The organism is Micromonospora sp. NPDC005172 (assembly GCF_040608555.1).
In the GTDB taxonomy this organism is placed as follows: domain Bacteria; phylum Actinomycetota; class Actinomycetes; order Mycobacteriales; family Micromonosporaceae; genus Micromonospora.
In genome coordinates, this window is the sequence record NZ_JBEXIL010000010.1 from 37,028 (window position 1) to 52,006 (window position 14,979).

The 14,979-nt window shown below is 70.1% G+C and carries 13 protein-coding genes and 1 pseudogene; 5 read left to right on the forward strand and 9 right to left on the reverse strand.

The annotated features are described in order from the left end of the window. The first annotated feature begins 138 nt into the window (after positions 1–138). Complete coding sequence (locus tag ABZV06_RS09275; protein ID WP_355620022.1) at positions 139–1,776, forward strand: lectin; 1,638 nt, start codon at positions 139–141, stop codon at positions 1,774–1,776. Here ABZV06_RS09275 and ABZV06_RS09280 read toward each other — a convergent pair. Next, a pseudogene (locus ABZV06_RS09280) lies at positions 1,773–2,523 on the reverse strand (IS481 family transposase). The gene ABZV06_RS09275 and the pseudogene ABZV06_RS09280 sit on opposite strands and share 4 nt — an antisense overlap. 414 nt (positions 2,524–2,937) lie before the next feature. Then, positions 2,938–4,425, reverse strand: coding sequence for a sulfatase (locus ABZV06_RS09285; RefSeq protein WP_355620025.1), 1,488 nt, complete (start codon positions 4,423–4,425; stop codon positions 2,938–2,940). Between the two features lie 47 nt (positions 4,426–4,472). Here ABZV06_RS09285 and ABZV06_RS09290 point away from each other — a divergent pair, with 47 nt between their 5' ends. Continuing rightward, on the forward strand, positions 4,473–4,907 hold the full coding sequence (locus ABZV06_RS09290) for a VOC family protein (protein ID WP_355620028.1): 435 nt from the start codon (positions 4,473–4,475) through the stop codon (positions 4,905–4,907). A 35-nt stretch (positions 4,908–4,942) separates the two neighbouring features. Further along, positions 4,943–5,761, forward strand: a complete 819-nt coding sequence (locus ABZV06_RS09295) for a class I SAM-dependent methyltransferase (RefSeq protein ID WP_355620031.1) — start codon at positions 4,943–4,945, stop codon at positions 5,759–5,761. Here ABZV06_RS09295 and ABZV06_RS09300 read toward each other — a convergent pair. After that, positions 5,747–6,628: an NAD(P)H-binding protein gene (locus tag ABZV06_RS09300; protein WP_355620034.1), complete on the reverse strand. Its 882-nt coding sequence runs from the start codon at positions 6,626–6,628 to the stop codon at positions 5,747–5,749. The two genes, ABZV06_RS09295 and ABZV06_RS09300, sit on opposite strands and share 15 nt — an antisense overlap. 70 nt (positions 6,629–6,698) lie before the next feature. Between ABZV06_RS09300 and ABZV06_RS09305 the strand changes: the two genes are divergently transcribed. Continuing rightward, positions 6,699–7,592, forward strand: coding sequence for a LysR substrate-binding domain-containing protein (locus tag ABZV06_RS09305; protein WP_355240819.1), 894 nt, complete (start codon positions 6,699–6,701; stop codon positions 7,590–7,592). A gap of 24 nt (positions 7,593–7,616) precedes the next feature. On the opposite strand, the gene ABZV06_RS09310 is transcribed toward ABZV06_RS09305, so the two are convergent. Further along, on the reverse strand, positions 7,617–9,464 hold the full coding sequence (locus tag ABZV06_RS09310; protein WP_355620037.1) for a glycoside hydrolase family 15 protein: 1,848 nt from the start codon (positions 9,462–9,464) through the stop codon (positions 7,617–7,619). A gap of 191 nt (positions 9,465–9,655) precedes the next feature. Between ABZV06_RS09310 and ABZV06_RS09315 the strand changes: the two genes are divergently transcribed. After that, a complete protein-coding gene (locus tag ABZV06_RS09315; protein ID WP_355620040.1) occupies positions 9,656–10,891 on the forward strand; it encodes a low temperature requirement protein A in 1,236 nt (411 codons plus the stop codon). A 67-nt stretch (positions 10,892–10,958) separates the two neighbouring features. On the opposite strand, the gene ABZV06_RS09320 is transcribed toward ABZV06_RS09315, so the two are convergent. The 5 genes from ABZV06_RS09320 to ABZV06_RS09340 all read right to left on the reverse strand — a co-directional run bounded on the left by ABZV06_RS09320 (position 10,959) and on the right by ABZV06_RS09340 (position 14,790). Further along, the gene (locus ABZV06_RS09320; protein WP_355620043.1) at positions 10,959–11,516 is read right to left on the reverse strand and encodes a hypothetical protein; all 558 of its coding nucleotides are present in this window, start codon (positions 11,514–11,516) and stop codon (positions 10,959–10,961) included. Positions 11,517–11,604: 88 nt separating this feature from the next. Then, positions 11,605–12,471, reverse strand: a complete 867-nt coding sequence (locus ABZV06_RS09325) for an oxygenase MpaB family protein (protein ID WP_355620045.1) — start codon at positions 12,469–12,471, stop codon at positions 11,605–11,607. Beyond that, positions 12,468–13,685 carry an MAB_1171c family putative transporter gene (locus ABZV06_RS09330; protein ID WP_355240840.1) on the reverse strand — a complete coding sequence of 406 codons (1,218 nt, stop codon included), beginning with the start codon at positions 13,683–13,685 and terminating at the stop codon, positions 12,468–12,470. Before ABZV06_RS09330 ends, ABZV06_RS09325 begins: the two co-directional genes overlap by 4 nt. A 7-nt stretch (positions 13,686–13,692) precedes the next feature. Continuing rightward, entirely contained in the window at positions 13,693–14,265 is a 573-nt protein-coding gene (locus ABZV06_RS09335; RefSeq protein ID WP_355240843.1) for a hypothetical protein, read from the reverse strand. Positions 14,266–14,274: 9 nt separating this feature from the next. Beyond that, entirely contained in the window at positions 14,275–14,790 is a 516-nt protein-coding gene (locus tag ABZV06_RS09340; RefSeq protein ID WP_355620048.1) for a hypothetical protein, read from the reverse strand. Between the last annotated feature and the right edge of the window lie 189 nt (positions 14,791–14,979).

Consider the following 14,979-nt stretch of genomic DNA (forward strand, 5'->3'; position numbering starts at 1 on the left):
CTCGTACTCTTAAGCTTCTTTGAAGTTCTTCCGCGCAGCTTGATGGTCGGCAAACCGGCTCACTAACCTCATCTCGTCCGGATCATCCCCAGCTCCACGATCCGGGCGAAACATCCCCTGAGGAAAGTTGCCACCGTCATGAGGCTGACCCGCCGTACCCTGCTCGGCTCCGCGATGGCCGGCGCCGCGGCCACCGTCGCCGGCGTCTCGCTCGACGCCCTCGCGGCCAGTCCCGCCGCCGCCGCGGTGAGCCCGCCCGGCGACGTGGTCGGAAAGATCACCGTCGGCTACCAGGGTTGGTTCACCGGGGCCGGCGACGGGAGCCCGTTGTCGGGCTGGTGGCACTACGGCCAGGACTGGCAGAAGACCCCCTCGCCGGTCAACGAGGCACTCAAGTCGTGGCCGGACGTGCGCGACTACGACCGGGTGTACAAGACCGGATACCAGAACCTGGGCAACGGCCAGCCCGCGTCGCTGTTCTCGTCCTACGACCAGCAGACCGTGGACACCCACTTCCGCTGGATGCAGGAGAACGGGCTGGACACCGCCGCGCTGCAGCGCTTCAACCCGGTCGGCGGGGAGGGCCCGATCCGCGACGCCGTCACGATCAAGGTCCGCAACGCGGCCGAGGAGTTCGGCCGCAAGTTCTACATCATGTACGACGTCAGCGGCTGGACGGACATGCAGCAGCAGATCAAGGACGACTGGACCAACAAGATGAAGGCGTACACGGCCTCCCCGGCGTACGCGAAACAGAACGGCAAGCCCGTCGTCGGCATCTGGGGGTTCGGCTTCAACGACAGCAACCACCCGTGGAGCGCCGCGGTCTGCCTCGACGTGATCAACTGGTTCAAGGCGCAGGGCGTGTACGTCATGGGTGGCACGCCGACCCACTGGCGCAACGGCGACAGCGACTCGCGGTCCGGCTTCTCCGACGTCTACCACGCGTACAACATGATCTCGCCGTGGATGGTCGGCCGGATCGGCGACGCGGCCGGGTCGGACTGGTTCTACACCAACGTGACGCTTCCCGACGTGCAGGACTGCGCGGCGCACGGCATCGACTACCAGCCGTGTGTGCTGCCCGGTGATCTGCAGGAGCGCCAGCGCGCGCACGGCGACTTCATGTGGCGGCAGTTCTACAACGTGATCCGGGCCGGAGCGCCGGCGATCTACATCTCGATGTTCGACGAGTACAACGAGGGCAACCAGATCGCCAAGACGGCGGAGACAGCCGCGTTCGTTCCGGTCGGCTCGAAGTTCCTGCCGTTGGACGAGGACGGTACGAAGTGTTCGGCGGACTACTACCTGCGGCTCAGCGGTGACGGCGGCCGGATGCTCAAGGGCGCGATCGCGTTGACCGCCACCCGACCGACCGCGCCGGTGCTCGGCTCCACGCCGACGCCGCCCGCCGCCGTCGGCGTCCGGTCCCGGGCCAACGGCCGCTTCGTCGGAGGCTCACCGCTGGTCGCCTCGCTGACGTCCGCGTCGGAGAAGTTCACCATCGTCGACGCCGGTGGCGGTCTCGTGGCCCTTCGATCCAGCAGGACCGGAAAGTACGTCTGCGCCGAGGACGCCGGTGCGGCCGCGCTGGTGGCCGACCGCGACACGATCGGCGGCTGGGAGACGTTCACGAGGGTGACGAACCCGGACGGCAGTGTCAGCTTCCGCAGTGGCGCGAACGGCAGGTACGTCTGCGCCGAGGACGCCGGTGCCGGTGCGCTGATCGCGAATCGCACGGCGGTCGGCCCGTGGGAGTCCTTCGACCTCGTCTAGGTGTTCTGTCCGGAGTGGTTGGGGACGCGGCTGGCGGGTGGGCCGCCGAGTGCGGTGTGGTGGCGGTGGTGATTGTAGGCGTGGAGCCAGGCGGGTAGGGCGGCTCGTCGGGCGGTCTCGGATCGGTAGGGCTTGGCGTAGGCCCATTCGTCGGTCATGGTCCGGTGGAAACGCTCGACCTTGCCGTTTGTTTGTGGCCGGTAGGGGCGGGTCTTCTTGACGGTCGGTGGTGTGTCCGGGGGTGGCGGTGCGGTTGAGTTTTCCGCGAGCACGCCCTTGGGTGCGCCAGCCGCCGCCGTCGGGGATGTTGCCGAGCTTCTTGATGTCGACGTGGACCAGGTCGCCGGGGTGGGGGGGTTCGTAGCGGCGGATCGGTTCTCGGGTAGCGCGGTCGAGATGGGCCAGGCGGGTGACGCCCGCGCGGCGCAGGATCGCGTGGCAGGTGGAGGCGGGCAGATCCAGGCGTCCTGCGATGCGGGCGGGTCCCCAACGCCGGCTCGTCCGTAGATGCAGCACCTGGCGTTCTACCTGGGGGCGGGTGCGGTTCGGGCTGGGGTGTGGCCGGCTGGAGCGGTCTTTCATGCCTGCGACGCCTTCGACGCGGTAACGCTCGGCCCAGCGTTTCGCTGTAGTCGGGCTGACTTGGAACCGTTCCGCGGCCCGGCGTAGGGGCCACTCGTCGTCGACGACGCAGCGGGCCAGACGCAGTCTGCCGCGTTCGGTCAGGGGTGCATTAGCGTGGGTCACGAGGACCTCCTGGGTGGTGCGGAACCTTCGACAAGCTCCACCTCACCCGGAGGTCCTCACCCATTTCAAGATCTACGCCCTGTCACCAACGTCCATGGACAGAACACCTAGGCTGTGTGTCAAGGTCCTGGGTCGAGCCGAGGGGCGGACGGCGGACACCACAATGAGGGTGATGCCTGTGAGGCATCAAGATGACCCACAGGCATCACGCTCAATAGAGCGGGCGGCTCCGATCCGGCCGGACCACAGGCCCGCGAGCGGCGGTTCACCAGCGGCCGAAACGGCCGGTCCTCTCGGCCTCCGCAGGCCGGCCAGGGGCTTTTGACACACGCTAGGAGTCGGGTCCGCCGGAGCGGTCGGCCCTGGCCTGCGCAGTGCTCAGCCGCAGGCCAGGGCCGTCGCATCGGTCGGGCGTCAGGCCGGCACGTGCCCGGCCGTCCAGCACGCCGAGTGGCTGTGGCAGGCGACGTACGCGGCAAGCGCGTCGTGCAGCGTGGCCAGGCGGGTGGCCGAGAGCCCGGAGGCGATGTTGTTGAGCTGGTCCGGGTCGGCGACCCGGTTGTAGTACTCCCGTTCGCCGTTCGAGTACTCGACGTAGGTGTAGGTCGCTGTCCGCAGCGCCTCGTAGGTGACCGGACTGCCGTTGCGGCGGTCCTGTGCGTCGGGGTCGTCGGCCGCCTGGTTGGGGCCGTGGTGCTCGATCAGCGCCCCGGTACGCCAGTTCGGCGCCGGGTCGCCCTGCGCGAGGGGTAACAGGTTGCGCCCGTCGACGTGCGCGCCGACCTCGGCGGTGCCGATGCGTTGGAAGGTCGGCGCCAGGTCGATGTTCTGCACGATCTCGGCACGCTGCGAGCCGGGGACGACACCGGGTCCGGCGACGACGAGAGGGACCCGCACATCGGTGTCGAACGCGGTCTGCTTGCCGCCGGTCAACCGGTACTCGCCCATGTGGAAGCCGTTGTCGGAGCTGAACACCACGTAGGTGTTGTCGGCGATGCCACTGGTGGTGAGCTGGGCGCGCAGGTTGCCGATCAGCCGGTCGACGGCCTGGACGGACTGGGCGCGCTTGCGGAAGTTCGTGTCCAGGGTGCTCTTCTCCTGCGCGGTCAACGGCCCGTTGCCGGCCAGCCAGGACGGCGGGTTGGTGGGCAGTCGGTCGTACGCCGCGGTGCGCGGGGCGGTCAGCCCCGGGAAGTCGTCCAGGTCCTGGTTGGCCGGGGTGAACGGGCTGTGCGGGGCGAAGGTGGAGACCTCCAGCAGGAACGGCGTGTTGGCGGCCGCCGAGCGCTGGATGAAGTCCCTGCCCTTGCGGGACAGCACGTTGGTCAGGTAGTCGGCGGGTTGACTGCCGTAGTGGACGACTGTGTGGTTCTCGTTGAGGTCGTAGTTGTACTCGGGGTACCCGTTGCCCGCCACGTACCACTCCGACCAGCCGGGCGGGACGTACGGCAGCGACCCGCCCTGCGTGTCCGCCGGCAGGTAGCCGTTGAGGTACTTGCCCATGAACCCGGTCCGGTAGCCCCTGCCCTGCAACGCGGTCGCGAAGGTCCGGTTCTCGTTGCCCCGGCCCTTGAAGACCGCGAACCCACCGTCGTCTCCACCGTTGGTGAAGACGCCGGTGTCGTGCGGGAACTGGCCGGTCAGGATCGACGAGCGGGACGGGCAGCACAGCGAGTCGGTCACCGTGTAGTTGGTGAAGGTGGCGCCCTCGTTCTGTAGTTGCCGCACCTGCGGCAGGTACGGCACGAGGTTCCACGCGAGATCGTCGACGAGTACGAAGATGATGTTGGGTGCGGTGGCGGTGGGCGTCGGTTCCGCGCCGCGTGCCGGTGTCCATGCGGCGAGCAGGGCGAGCCCGGCCACGAGGGCGGTGGCGACGAGGCGTCGATGGGTGATGGCCATTCGTCAAGCCTCACGAACACTTGTCAGCATCTATTCAACAGGTGGTGATGATCCGATCAACACCTGGCCGTTCCCCGCAGAGCGCGAGCGGGGCGGCTTGTCTATCGTGCCTCGCGCTGGGGTACGTCGCGGCCGCCCCACCGGAGGGGTTCGCCACCTGGGAGGCATGGCAGACCCATCTCAAGGTTCCCGAGGACGAGTGGGACGACGGCGCCTTCATCGAGGACCCGGACCATGGCCGGCCCGGAATCTCGTTCCTGACGGTGCCGGAGCCGAAGGTGGTCAAGAACCGCATGCACGTCGACGTCCACGTCGGCGGTGGCCGGCACGTGCCGTTCGAGGCGCGCTGGCCGCGGGTCCAGGCGATGGTCGACACGCTGGTGGCGGCGGGCGGCATCCTGCTCCGGGTGGACGCGACGGACGGTAGGCCTGACCACGTGACGATGGCCGACCCCGAGGGGAACGAGTTCGACGTCCTGTAGAGCCTGTCCCGCCGGGTTCGCCGTATGGTGCCGGAATGACATCTGCGGTCTGGCGGGACGGTGCGGCGTACGAGGCGTACGTGGGCCGGTGGAGCCGGCTCGTCGCGGTGGAGTTCCTGCGCTGGCTCGACCTGCCGGCCGGGCTACGGTGGCTTGACGTGGGCAGTGGTACCGGTGTGCTGACCTCGACCGTGCTCGGGACAGCGCAGCCGCGTCAGGTCACCGGCGTGGACCCGTCCGCCGGCTTCGTGCGGCAGGCCCGCGCCGAGGTCACCGATCCGCGCGCGGCTTTCGCGGTCGGTGACGCCCGGGTGCTGCCCCTGCCGGGTAGCGCCGTCGACGTGGTCGTCAGCGGGTTGGTGCTGAACTTCGTCCCCGAGCCGGCGCTGGCGGCCGCGGAGTTCGCCCGTGTGGTCGCCCCCGGGGGGACGGTGGCCGCGTACGTGTGGGACTACGCCGAGGGGATGGCGATGATGCGGCACTTCTGGGACGCTGCCGCCGCGCTCGATCCCGCCGCGGCGGCCCGCGACGACTGGCAGCGCTTCGCGCTGTGCCGTCCCGAGCCGCTGCGAGCGCTGTGGACCGACGCCGGGCTGACGGATGTCTCGGTGCAGGCGCTCGCCGTGCCCACGGTCTTCACCGACTTCACCGACTACTGGACGCCGTTCCTCGGCGGGCAGGGCTCCGCCCCCGGCTATCTGGCCTCGCTCACCGGGTCGCAGCGGACCGCCCTGCGCGATCTGCTCGCCACCCGTCTGCCCACCGAGCCCGACGGCTCGATCCGGTTGACGGCCCGGGCCTGGGCGGTCCGCGGTGTCCCGGCGACCGGGACCGTTCCGTCAACGAAGCGTTGACGGGTTCACCGCAGGCGCGAGCACCGACTCGCACCACCGGCGGAAGGTCGTCCCCCCGCCTCCTTCGCGGACGGGCGGGTAGACGCCGGCCGTCTGCGCCTCGGCCATCTCGATCATGGCGTCGACTGTCGCCGGACTCGCTCCGGACGACGCGTACCGGGCGCGGTAGTCGGCGAGGCTGGCCTGCTGGTAGGTGACCGGCCGCCCGAGCGTCTCGGCGATGACCTGCGCCATCTCGCGCGGGGTGTGGTCGACGGGCTCGCGCACGGGCACGTCCTCCTGGCCGGTCCACGTGTCGTCGGCGAGCAGGTCGGCGGCCGTGCGGGCGATGTCCGCGCTCGCTACCGCCGCGAGCGGCGCGTCGGGGTCGGCGGTGAGCACGAACATCCCCGGGCCCCTGATCAGGTCGACCTGGTGCAGCAGGTTCTCCATGAAGAACGCCGGCTGCAGCGAGCGGTAGGCCGCGCCGCTGGACTCCAGCATGTCGTCCATTGCCCAGGCCGCCGAGAGCAGCCCGGCCGGGCCGGCGAATCCGCGGCCGAGTGAGGAGACGGCCACGACGCGGGGTACGCCGTGCGCGCGGACGGCGTCGGCGATGGGACGCGCGAAGCCGAGGTAGTACCCGGTGACGTCCGGAGCGCCGAAGTTCGGTGGTACGAGCACGAAGAGCGCCGTGGCACCGGTCAGCGCACGATTGAGCACCTCGGGGTCGGCGTGCGAACCGACGACCACGTCGGCGTACTCCCGAAGGGTCTCGGGCAGGCGGGCGGGGTCGCGGGCGATCAGGCGCAGCGGCGCGCCGGTGGCGCGCAGGGACTCGGCGACGGCGGCGCCGATCGTGCCCGTGGGAGTCGTGATGACGATCATGGTTCTCATCGTCGCGCGGGGCGGGTGTGGGCAGAAGGACCAGTTCGGGCGGCATTATTATCCTCAGGGTATGAATCCCGTGGAGTCCAGGCCGCTGCGCTACTTCGTGGCCGTCGCCGAGGAGCTCAACTTCACCCGAGCCGCCGAGCGGCTCGGCATCGCGTCGCCGGCACTCTCGCGCGCGATCTCCGGGCTCGAGGCAGAGCTGGGTGTACGTCTTCTCGACCGCACCACCCGCAGCGTCGCGCTCACCGAGGCGGGCGCGGTGCTCCTCGCCGACGCACGGGCAGCGCTCGTCGCGCTCGACGCCGCCACCCGGCGTGCCCGACGGTCCGCGGGTGTGCCCGGCGGCAGGTTGGTGCTCGCGGTGAAGGCCGACGTCGAGGGGGGCCTCCTCGACGACGTGCTCGCGGCGTACCAGGCCGAGCACGCCGCCGTACCCGTCGAGGTCAGGTTCAGCGGCTGGCGCGAGCAGCCGGCCCTGCTCCGCGCGGGCGAGGCCGACGTGGCGATCGTCGTCGAGCCGTTCGACGCCGATGGCCTGGATGTCGAGCCGCTGCTGTCCGAGCAGCAGGTGCTGGCGCTACCGGCCGGGCACCCGCTCGCCGGACGGCCCCGGTTGCGGATGGCCGACATCGAGGCCGCGCACCGGCGGGCCGTTTCCGGCGCGCACGTCTACGTGCGACACGGGGAGCAGCCACCGCCGTTCGGGGACATGGTGCAGATGCTGCGTCAGATCGAGCTCGGGCGGATGCTCGCGCTGCTTCCCGTGTCGCTCGCCGCGCGCAACGCCCGGCCGCAGCTGGCGTGGCGTCCGGTCGACGACGCCCCGGAGGCGGCCTTCGCGGTGGCGTGGCCGCAGAACTCGCACTCGCTCGCGGTCGCCGCGTTCGTCCGGGTCGCCACGGCGGTCTCCACACGCCGCCGGAACAGCCTGTCGGCGGACGCCGCGGAGACCGCCTGACGACGCTCGGCAGCACCCACCCCGCTACCGGCGGCGGTGGGCGTCGGCCTCGGCGTCGAGCAGGCTGTTGAGGGTCAGCGCGGTATTGATCAGAGACAGGTGGCTGAAGGCCTGGGGATAGTTGCCGATCTGCTCCCCGCTCGCGGCGATCTCCTCGGCGTAGAGGCCGAGGTGGTTGCTGAAGGTGAACATCTTCTCGAACGTGAGACGGGCGTCGTCGAGGCGACCGGCACGGGCCAGGGCCTCGACGTACCAGAAGGTGCACATGTTGAAGGTGCCCTCGTGGCCCGGGAGGCCGTCGGGGGAGTGGACCGGGTCGTACCGGTGGACGAGGCTGTCGGAGACCAGTTCGCGTTCGATCGCGTTCAGGGTGGACTGCCACAGCGGGTCGCTCGGGGTGACGAAGCCGACCGCCGGCATCGCCAGCAGTGCGGCGTCGAGGACGTTCTCGTCGTACGCCTGCACGAAACTGCCGCGGTCGTGGTGGTACCCGCGGGCCATGACCTGGTTGTAGATCCGGTTTCGCTGTTCGGTCCAACAGGTCAGGTCGCCGGGACGGCCGGTGCGGTTGGCCAGGCGGATGGCCCGGTCCAGCGCCACCCACGACATGACTCGACCGAACGTGTAGTTGCGGGGATGGTGCCGGCTCTCCCAGATTCCGGCGTCGCGCTGGTCCCAGTTGTGGCAGAGCCAGTCGACGAGCCGGACGGTGCTCTTCCACACCTGGTGCGAGACGCGGATGCCCTGTTCGTCGGCGAGGTGCATGGCGTAGAGCGCCTCGCCGTGGATGTCCAGTTGGAGCTGGTCGGCGGCGCCGTTGCCGATCCGTACCGGCCGGGAGCCGCGATACCCCTCCAGGTGGTCGAGCACCTCCTCGTGCAGGTCGGAGGAACCGTCCACGCGATACATGATCTTCAGCGGGTCCTGGTGTTCGCTGGCCGTGCGGATGCGCTCGTCCAGCCAGTCCATGTAGCGGCTGACCTCCTCGGTGAAGCCGAGACCGAGCAGCGCGTGCACCGAGAACGACGTGTCGCGTACCCAGGTGTAGCGGTAGTCCCAGTTGCGGGATCCGCCGACCAGTTCGGGCAGGGCGGCGGTGGGCGCGGCGATCATCGCGCCGGTCGGCGCGTACGTCATGAGTTTCAGTGTGATGGCGGAGCGTTCCACCATCTCCCGCCAGCGGCCGGTGTAGCTGGAGCGTTCGAGCCAGCGTCGCCAGTAGTCCCGGGTCCACTCGAACATGCCCTGGATCTCCTCCGGTGGGAAGATCCGTGGTTCGGTGCCGCCGGTCTCCAGGACCACCCCGCCGGTGTCGCCCTCGTTGAGGGTGCCGTACGCGACGAGGTCGCCGCCCTCGAGGCGGACGTCGCCGTGTTCGGAGATCAGTCGTCGTACCGGGTCGACCGGGTTGAACGTCAGCGTCGCCGACCGGCTGCGAAAGACGTAACCGTTGTGGTGGCGCTCCAGCTCATGCTCCTCCCGGGCGTAGTCGAACCGTGGCCGGCACTCCACGCGGAAGCGCATGCTGCCGCGGACCATCGTGACGATGCGGACCAGGCGGTGCGCGTCGGTGGCCCGCTCGCCGGTGACCGGCATGAAGTCCATCACCTCGGCCACCCCGTCGACGCTGATGAACCGGGTGATCAGGATGGGTGTGCCGGGCAGGTAGAGCTGTTTGGTGACGTACCGCACGCCGTCCGGCGCGATCCGGAAGTAGCCGCCCTTCTCCTTGTCGAGCAGCCCGGCGAAGATGCTCGGCGAGTCGAAGCGTGGCGCGCAGAACCAGTCGACGGTGCCGTCGCAGGTCACCAGCGCGGCGGTCTGCAGGTCACCGATGAGACCGTGATCTTCGATCGCCGGATAGCTGTCCACGTCTCTCCCCGGTTCGGCCGCGTCCTGCGCATCGAACTTAAAGGGAGAAATTGTCGAATAAGGTGGGATTCGGCTTCAACCACCCTGCCGCGTGCCCTCCACCCCGCCTCGCGCCCACGCCGTGACCGGTCGGCGGCACATCCCCGTGGCGGGCCGCTCGTTGGTGCGACGAGGGCGGACGGAGGCGGGCGATGTCGACGAGACATGGTGCGGATCTCCTGCGCCCTCCCGACAGCGCGGGCCGCGCCACGTTCCTGGAGCTCTTCTTCGACCTGGCCTTCGTGGTGGCTCTCACGCGGGTCTCGCAGCGCTTCGTCGAGCTGAACGGCGACGCCGGGTGGGCGCTCGTCGCCGGGCTCGGTCGTACCCTGCTGCTGTTCCTGGCGCTGTGGCTGATCTGGTCGCACACCACCTGGATCACCAGCCGCTACGAGCCGGAGCGGTCGGTCATCCAGGCCGTCGTGGTCGGCACGATGTTCGCCGGCCTGGTCATGGCGGTGACGCTGCCGCGCGCCATGGAAGAGCGGGCCGTGCCGTTCGTGGTCGCGTACCTGCTGGTGATGGTGGTGCGGCCGATGGTGATCGCGGCCGCGCTGCGGGGCCATCCGAGGCGGCTGGTCGCGTTCCGGCTCTCCGCGTGGGCCGTGCTGAGCGCGCCGATCTGGCTGGTCGGCGCGTTCGGCCCGGAGCGGCTGCGCCTGCCGCTGTGGGCTGTCGCCCTCGGCGTCGACTACCTCGCCTGGTTCCTGGGGTGGCCGCTTCCGCGGCTGGGGGCCGCGGCGGTGGCGCACTGGCGGATCGCCGGCACGCATCTCGCCGACCGCTACCAGCAGATGTTCCTCATCGCGCTCGGGGAGTCGATCCTGGTGATCGGCGTGGTGTTCAGCGGCCGGTACTACTCCCCGGAGCGGGCCGCCGCCTTCACTGTCGCGTTCGTCACCAGCGCCCTGATCTGGCGGATCTACTTCCACCGCGCCGGCCTGCTGCTGACGGAGGCACTGGGGCGGGCGGACCAGCCGGCGAGCCTGGGCAGGGTGTCGGAGCGGACGCACCTGCTGATCGTGCTCAGCGTGCTCCTCACCTCGGTCGGCTACGAACTGGTGATCGACGATCCGTTCGGCGAGCCACGGCCGGAGTGGCTCCTGTTCGTGGTGGGTGGTCCGGCGCTCTTCCTCGTCGGGCGGCTGCGGTTGGAGTACGAGGTGTTCGGCCGATTCTCCCGTTCGCGGACGATCGGACTCGTGGTCCTGCTGCTGGTCGCGCCGGCGTTGACCCGGTTGCCGCCGATGGTCGGCCTGTGTGTGGTGGCCGGTGTGCTGACCCTGGTCGCGGTGCTCGACGCGTGGGGCAGTCGCAATGACGCGCCGGAGGCCCCCGCCCCGCCGATCGGACGCAAGCCGCCCGGCCGACCCGACCTCGAGGCGTGAGCGGGACCGCGGGGAAGTGGGCGACGCGAAGGCGGGCGGTCGCGTCGACCGCCCGCCCGGTGTTTCGTCAGCTCAGATCGAAGGTGACGTCGTCGACGTCGAAGGCCGTGACGCCGTTGCCGGCCATCTCGCTGCCCAGGAAGCTGACCGTCGCGGTGCGCTCGGCCGCCGCCGTTCCGCTCGACATGCTGTACTGCCGCCACTGGGCGCCGCCGTCGAAGGCCAGCGAGAACCTCGTCTTCGGAGGTATGCCGGTGACCGCCAGCCCGACGTTCAGGTAGTCGCCGCGGGTGGTCTCCGTGGTGGTGGTCCGGACCCAGAAGCGGACCGTCAGATTGCAGTCGGCCGGCACGGTGACGGTCGTGCGCAGCAGGTCGGTACGCGTCACGTCCAGCCCGGCGAAGGTGGCGTACGCGCGGCCGGTGTGTGCGGGCCGGGTCTCGTCGCCGAGCACGACGACGCGGGGGCCGGCGGTCCAGCCGGTGGCACCACGCTCGAACGACGGGTTCGGGTGGATCTGCCCGGCGCAGGGCGTGTCCGGTGCCGGTGGTGCGGATGAGGCGGGTGGCGCGGCACCCGTGACCAGGAGCAGTAGGGCCGCGGCGGTGGTGGCGAAGGTCTTCATCGGTCCTCCCCGTAACGAATTGAAGGCTGCCGATATCTGACCATCCGCGATGGAAGCCGGTGCGTCAAGCCATTCCCGGGCCCCGGTGCTACCTGCCTTCGTCAGCGGCCGATCCACGCGGGCCGAGCTGGCTGATGTCGTACCCCTGGGGGTAGGTCCTGGCCTTGATGCCGTCGGCGAACAGTGGTGTGGTCCGCGGTGCGCCGAACCACCGTTGACACCGCGCGCGCGACCGCAACGCCAGTCGCAGGCCGGCCCGGACCGGCCACACCGGCGCGTCGACCCGCGTCGCGCGCCGCAGGGGTTCGTCGTACATGGCGCTGACCAGGGCGTTGCCCAGCGGCGCGAGCGTCCGGGGGAGGCGAGCGAGCATCAGCATGCGGGTGGCCCGCTCGATGGCCACCGCGTCGTCGTTCGGCAGCAGGTGGGCGGCGTCGTGGGCGTCGAACCAGGTCTCGAAATCGTCGTACGACCCGGGGATGTCGGTGATGCCCATCCGTCGGCCGAGTTCCCGGTAGAACAGGTACGTGGCCTGTCGCTCGTGGCAGCAGGGTGGACGCCAGCCGTACTCGCGCAGCCAGCGCGTCGGGATCACGACGAGGCAGCCCAGGACGTAGCGGAAGTCGTCGTTGCCGATGTCGTACGGACGGTGGATCTGGTTGACGCGCCGTAGCGCGTCGCGGCCCCGGGGCTCGTCGAAGCCGTTGAGGACCATCTCGTACATCAGCAGGCCGGTGTCGTCGATGCGCTTCTGGGTGCGGTCGGTCAGCTCGCCGGTGGTGGTGTGCACGGCGGCGATGGCCGGGACGGAGAAGGACCTGTTGAACGCCAGGTTGAGGCCCAGCTTCATGTCCCAGGGGAACTCGTAGCGCAGCATGGTCTGGTAGATGTCGAGGTAGTCGCGCTGCGGGTCCAGCGTGCGGACCCGCTTCAGGTTGTCGTAGCGGCCCTTCATCGGCGGGCGTCTCCTGCCGTCGGGTGCGGGATGGCCTCGGCGAGCGTCCGGGCCACCACCGGCGATCGGGCATAGGCGTCGGTGACGAGCGTCAGCCACGCCACCTCACCGGCGTAGCCACCGTCCGGGCGGTGCAGTTCGTCGGCGGGCTGTGGGGTCGCGGCGACGATGCCGGCGTGGTGCCGCCGCAGCGCGCACGCCAGGTGTGCGGCCTCGACCGCCGCCTGCCGCTCCGCCGCGCTCAGACCGGCCCCTTCGGCCAACCGCTCGGCCAGCGCGGTCACCCCGATATCGGTGTACGGGCGCAGGGCCAGGCGGCCGTCGCGGATCTCGGCGACCCGGCGCGTGAGCGCGTAGTCGGTGTCGCGGATGGCCGCGAACCGGCGTCGCAGGGTGGGGTCGAGTTCCAGCTCGGGAAGGGCCGCGACGAGGTCCCGCCAGAGGGGTTCGAGCCGTCGGTGGGAGTGGAAGTCCTCCCACCGCTGGCCGATCTTGAGGGTCGGCCCCCAGGCCGGCATGGTGAGGCCGATCGTGATGAGCAACGCGCCGATGGTCACCAGCACCGCCGCGATCTGACGCTCGCCGGTGGGCCGGTAGCCGGCCCAGTAGGCGACCAGGTAGACGATCTTGTTGGTGCTGTAGAGGAGCGCGAAGGCGGCGCCGACGGCGGTGATGCGCAGGCCCCGGCGCAGCCAGGGGCGTCCGCAGATCTTCGCGAAGCCCCAGCACAGCCGGGTGATGTCGAAGCAGTAGGCGAAGAACCCGAGGAGCAGGAAGATCAGCAGGTACGCGGTCACGACGGGGTCGGTCGCGTACTCGACGGTCAGGAGCACCGGCTCGTCGTACGTGAGGGTGTGGGCGAACAGGCCGAGCATGACCAGGAACGCGCACGCGGTGACCCAGACCCAGCGGCGTGCACGCACGGCTGCCGTCGCCGGGGGGAGCGCGAAGTGCAGCAGCATGATCTCGGCGTTGGCCGAGATGGTCAGCGCGCCGGCGTGCGACATGACCTTGGCGAGGTTGGGCAGGCCCGACACGTCGTCGATCGCGGCGGCGACGGGCGGGATGGCGACGGTGATGCCGGCGGCGAACGCCCCGAGGCCCGCGCAGATCGCGCGACGGGCCCGGCTGGGATGCCGCCGTTGCAGCCGCACCATGTACGCGAGCGCGACCCAGCCGGACGCCGCGCACACGGCGTAGAGGACGGTGTCCATCCCCGCGCTACCAGTGGGGGTGTTCGAGTGAGTGCCGCAGCCGGCCGTACAGCTCGGCGTTCTGCCCGTCGACCGGCGGCTCGTCCGCGTCCGCGCGACCACCGCGAATGCGCCGCAGGAGCAGTGACCCGATCATCTCGGCTTCGCGTTCCTCGGCCGCGGCGTAGTTGCTGCGGCCGAGACTGCGCCGCACGAGCTGCGGGTCGAGGTCCGGCAGCAGCAGCCGGGAGGCGTCGGCGTCGAGCACCTCGGTCGCCTGGTGGCCGGCGAGCAGGTGACCCAACTCGTGACCGATGATCAGCAGTTGGTGCAGCGGCGAGGTGTCCTGCTCGTAGAAGATCGCGTCGAAGTCGTTCGTCGGCACGCACATCCCGCAGACGGAGTGCGCCGGCAGCTTGATCGGCACCAGGTGAATGGGCCGACCACGCCGCTCGCCGAGGATGTCGCACAGCGTGCGGATGTCGAACGGGTCCGGCATCTCCAGCTCGGCCACGATGCGCTCGCACCGTCTGCGTAGGCGATGCAACGTCACGTCGGCGTTCCCCCACTCGTCGGTGTGCTCCCACCGAAGGATCTGCACGGCCATCGGCTATCGGCCATCGCCGGGTGCGGCGATGGTCGTGTCGGTGCCCTCGGCCACGGCCCGCAGCCGGGCCACCATCTGCTCGACGAGCCGCGTGTCGGTCGCGGAGAGGCCGTTGTCGGCGAGCACCTGCCGCAGCGCCACCCGCTTGACGTCCATCCGACGCAGCTCACTGAGCAGCGTGATCTGGTCCTGGATGCGTCGTGCGGCCGCGTCGTCCACGAAGTAGCCCGAGTTGACACCGAAGGCGGTGGCCAGGGCGCGCACGTGCGAGGTGCGGGGATCGCTGGCCACGCCACGGCGCAGCTCGCCGATGTAGGCCGCGCTGATCGTCACGCCCGTCTCGGCCGCCGCTTCGTTGATCTTGTCGGCGATCTCCCGGTTGGTGTACCTGCGACCAGGCTCGTCGGAGTCGCCGAGTTCGTCAGGCGTCGGACGGATGTTGTCGAACAGGTACTCCAGCCGTGCTGCCAACGTGTCGAGGGGCGGCAACTCCCGCTCCGCACGCCGAACGTCCACCATGCTTCTCACCCTCCGGCGACCTGAACGACAGTGTCGCAGATGTGCCCGGCGACGAAACAGACGTTGACACCCGTACCGAACGTGAGCGTAAGCTCGCTCCTGTTTGGAGCAACGTGTGTTGAGTTGGAACGCGTTCTTGCTCAACGCTTGTTGCGCGGCGGGTCCTGTGGGGCGCGTCCCAACGAACCT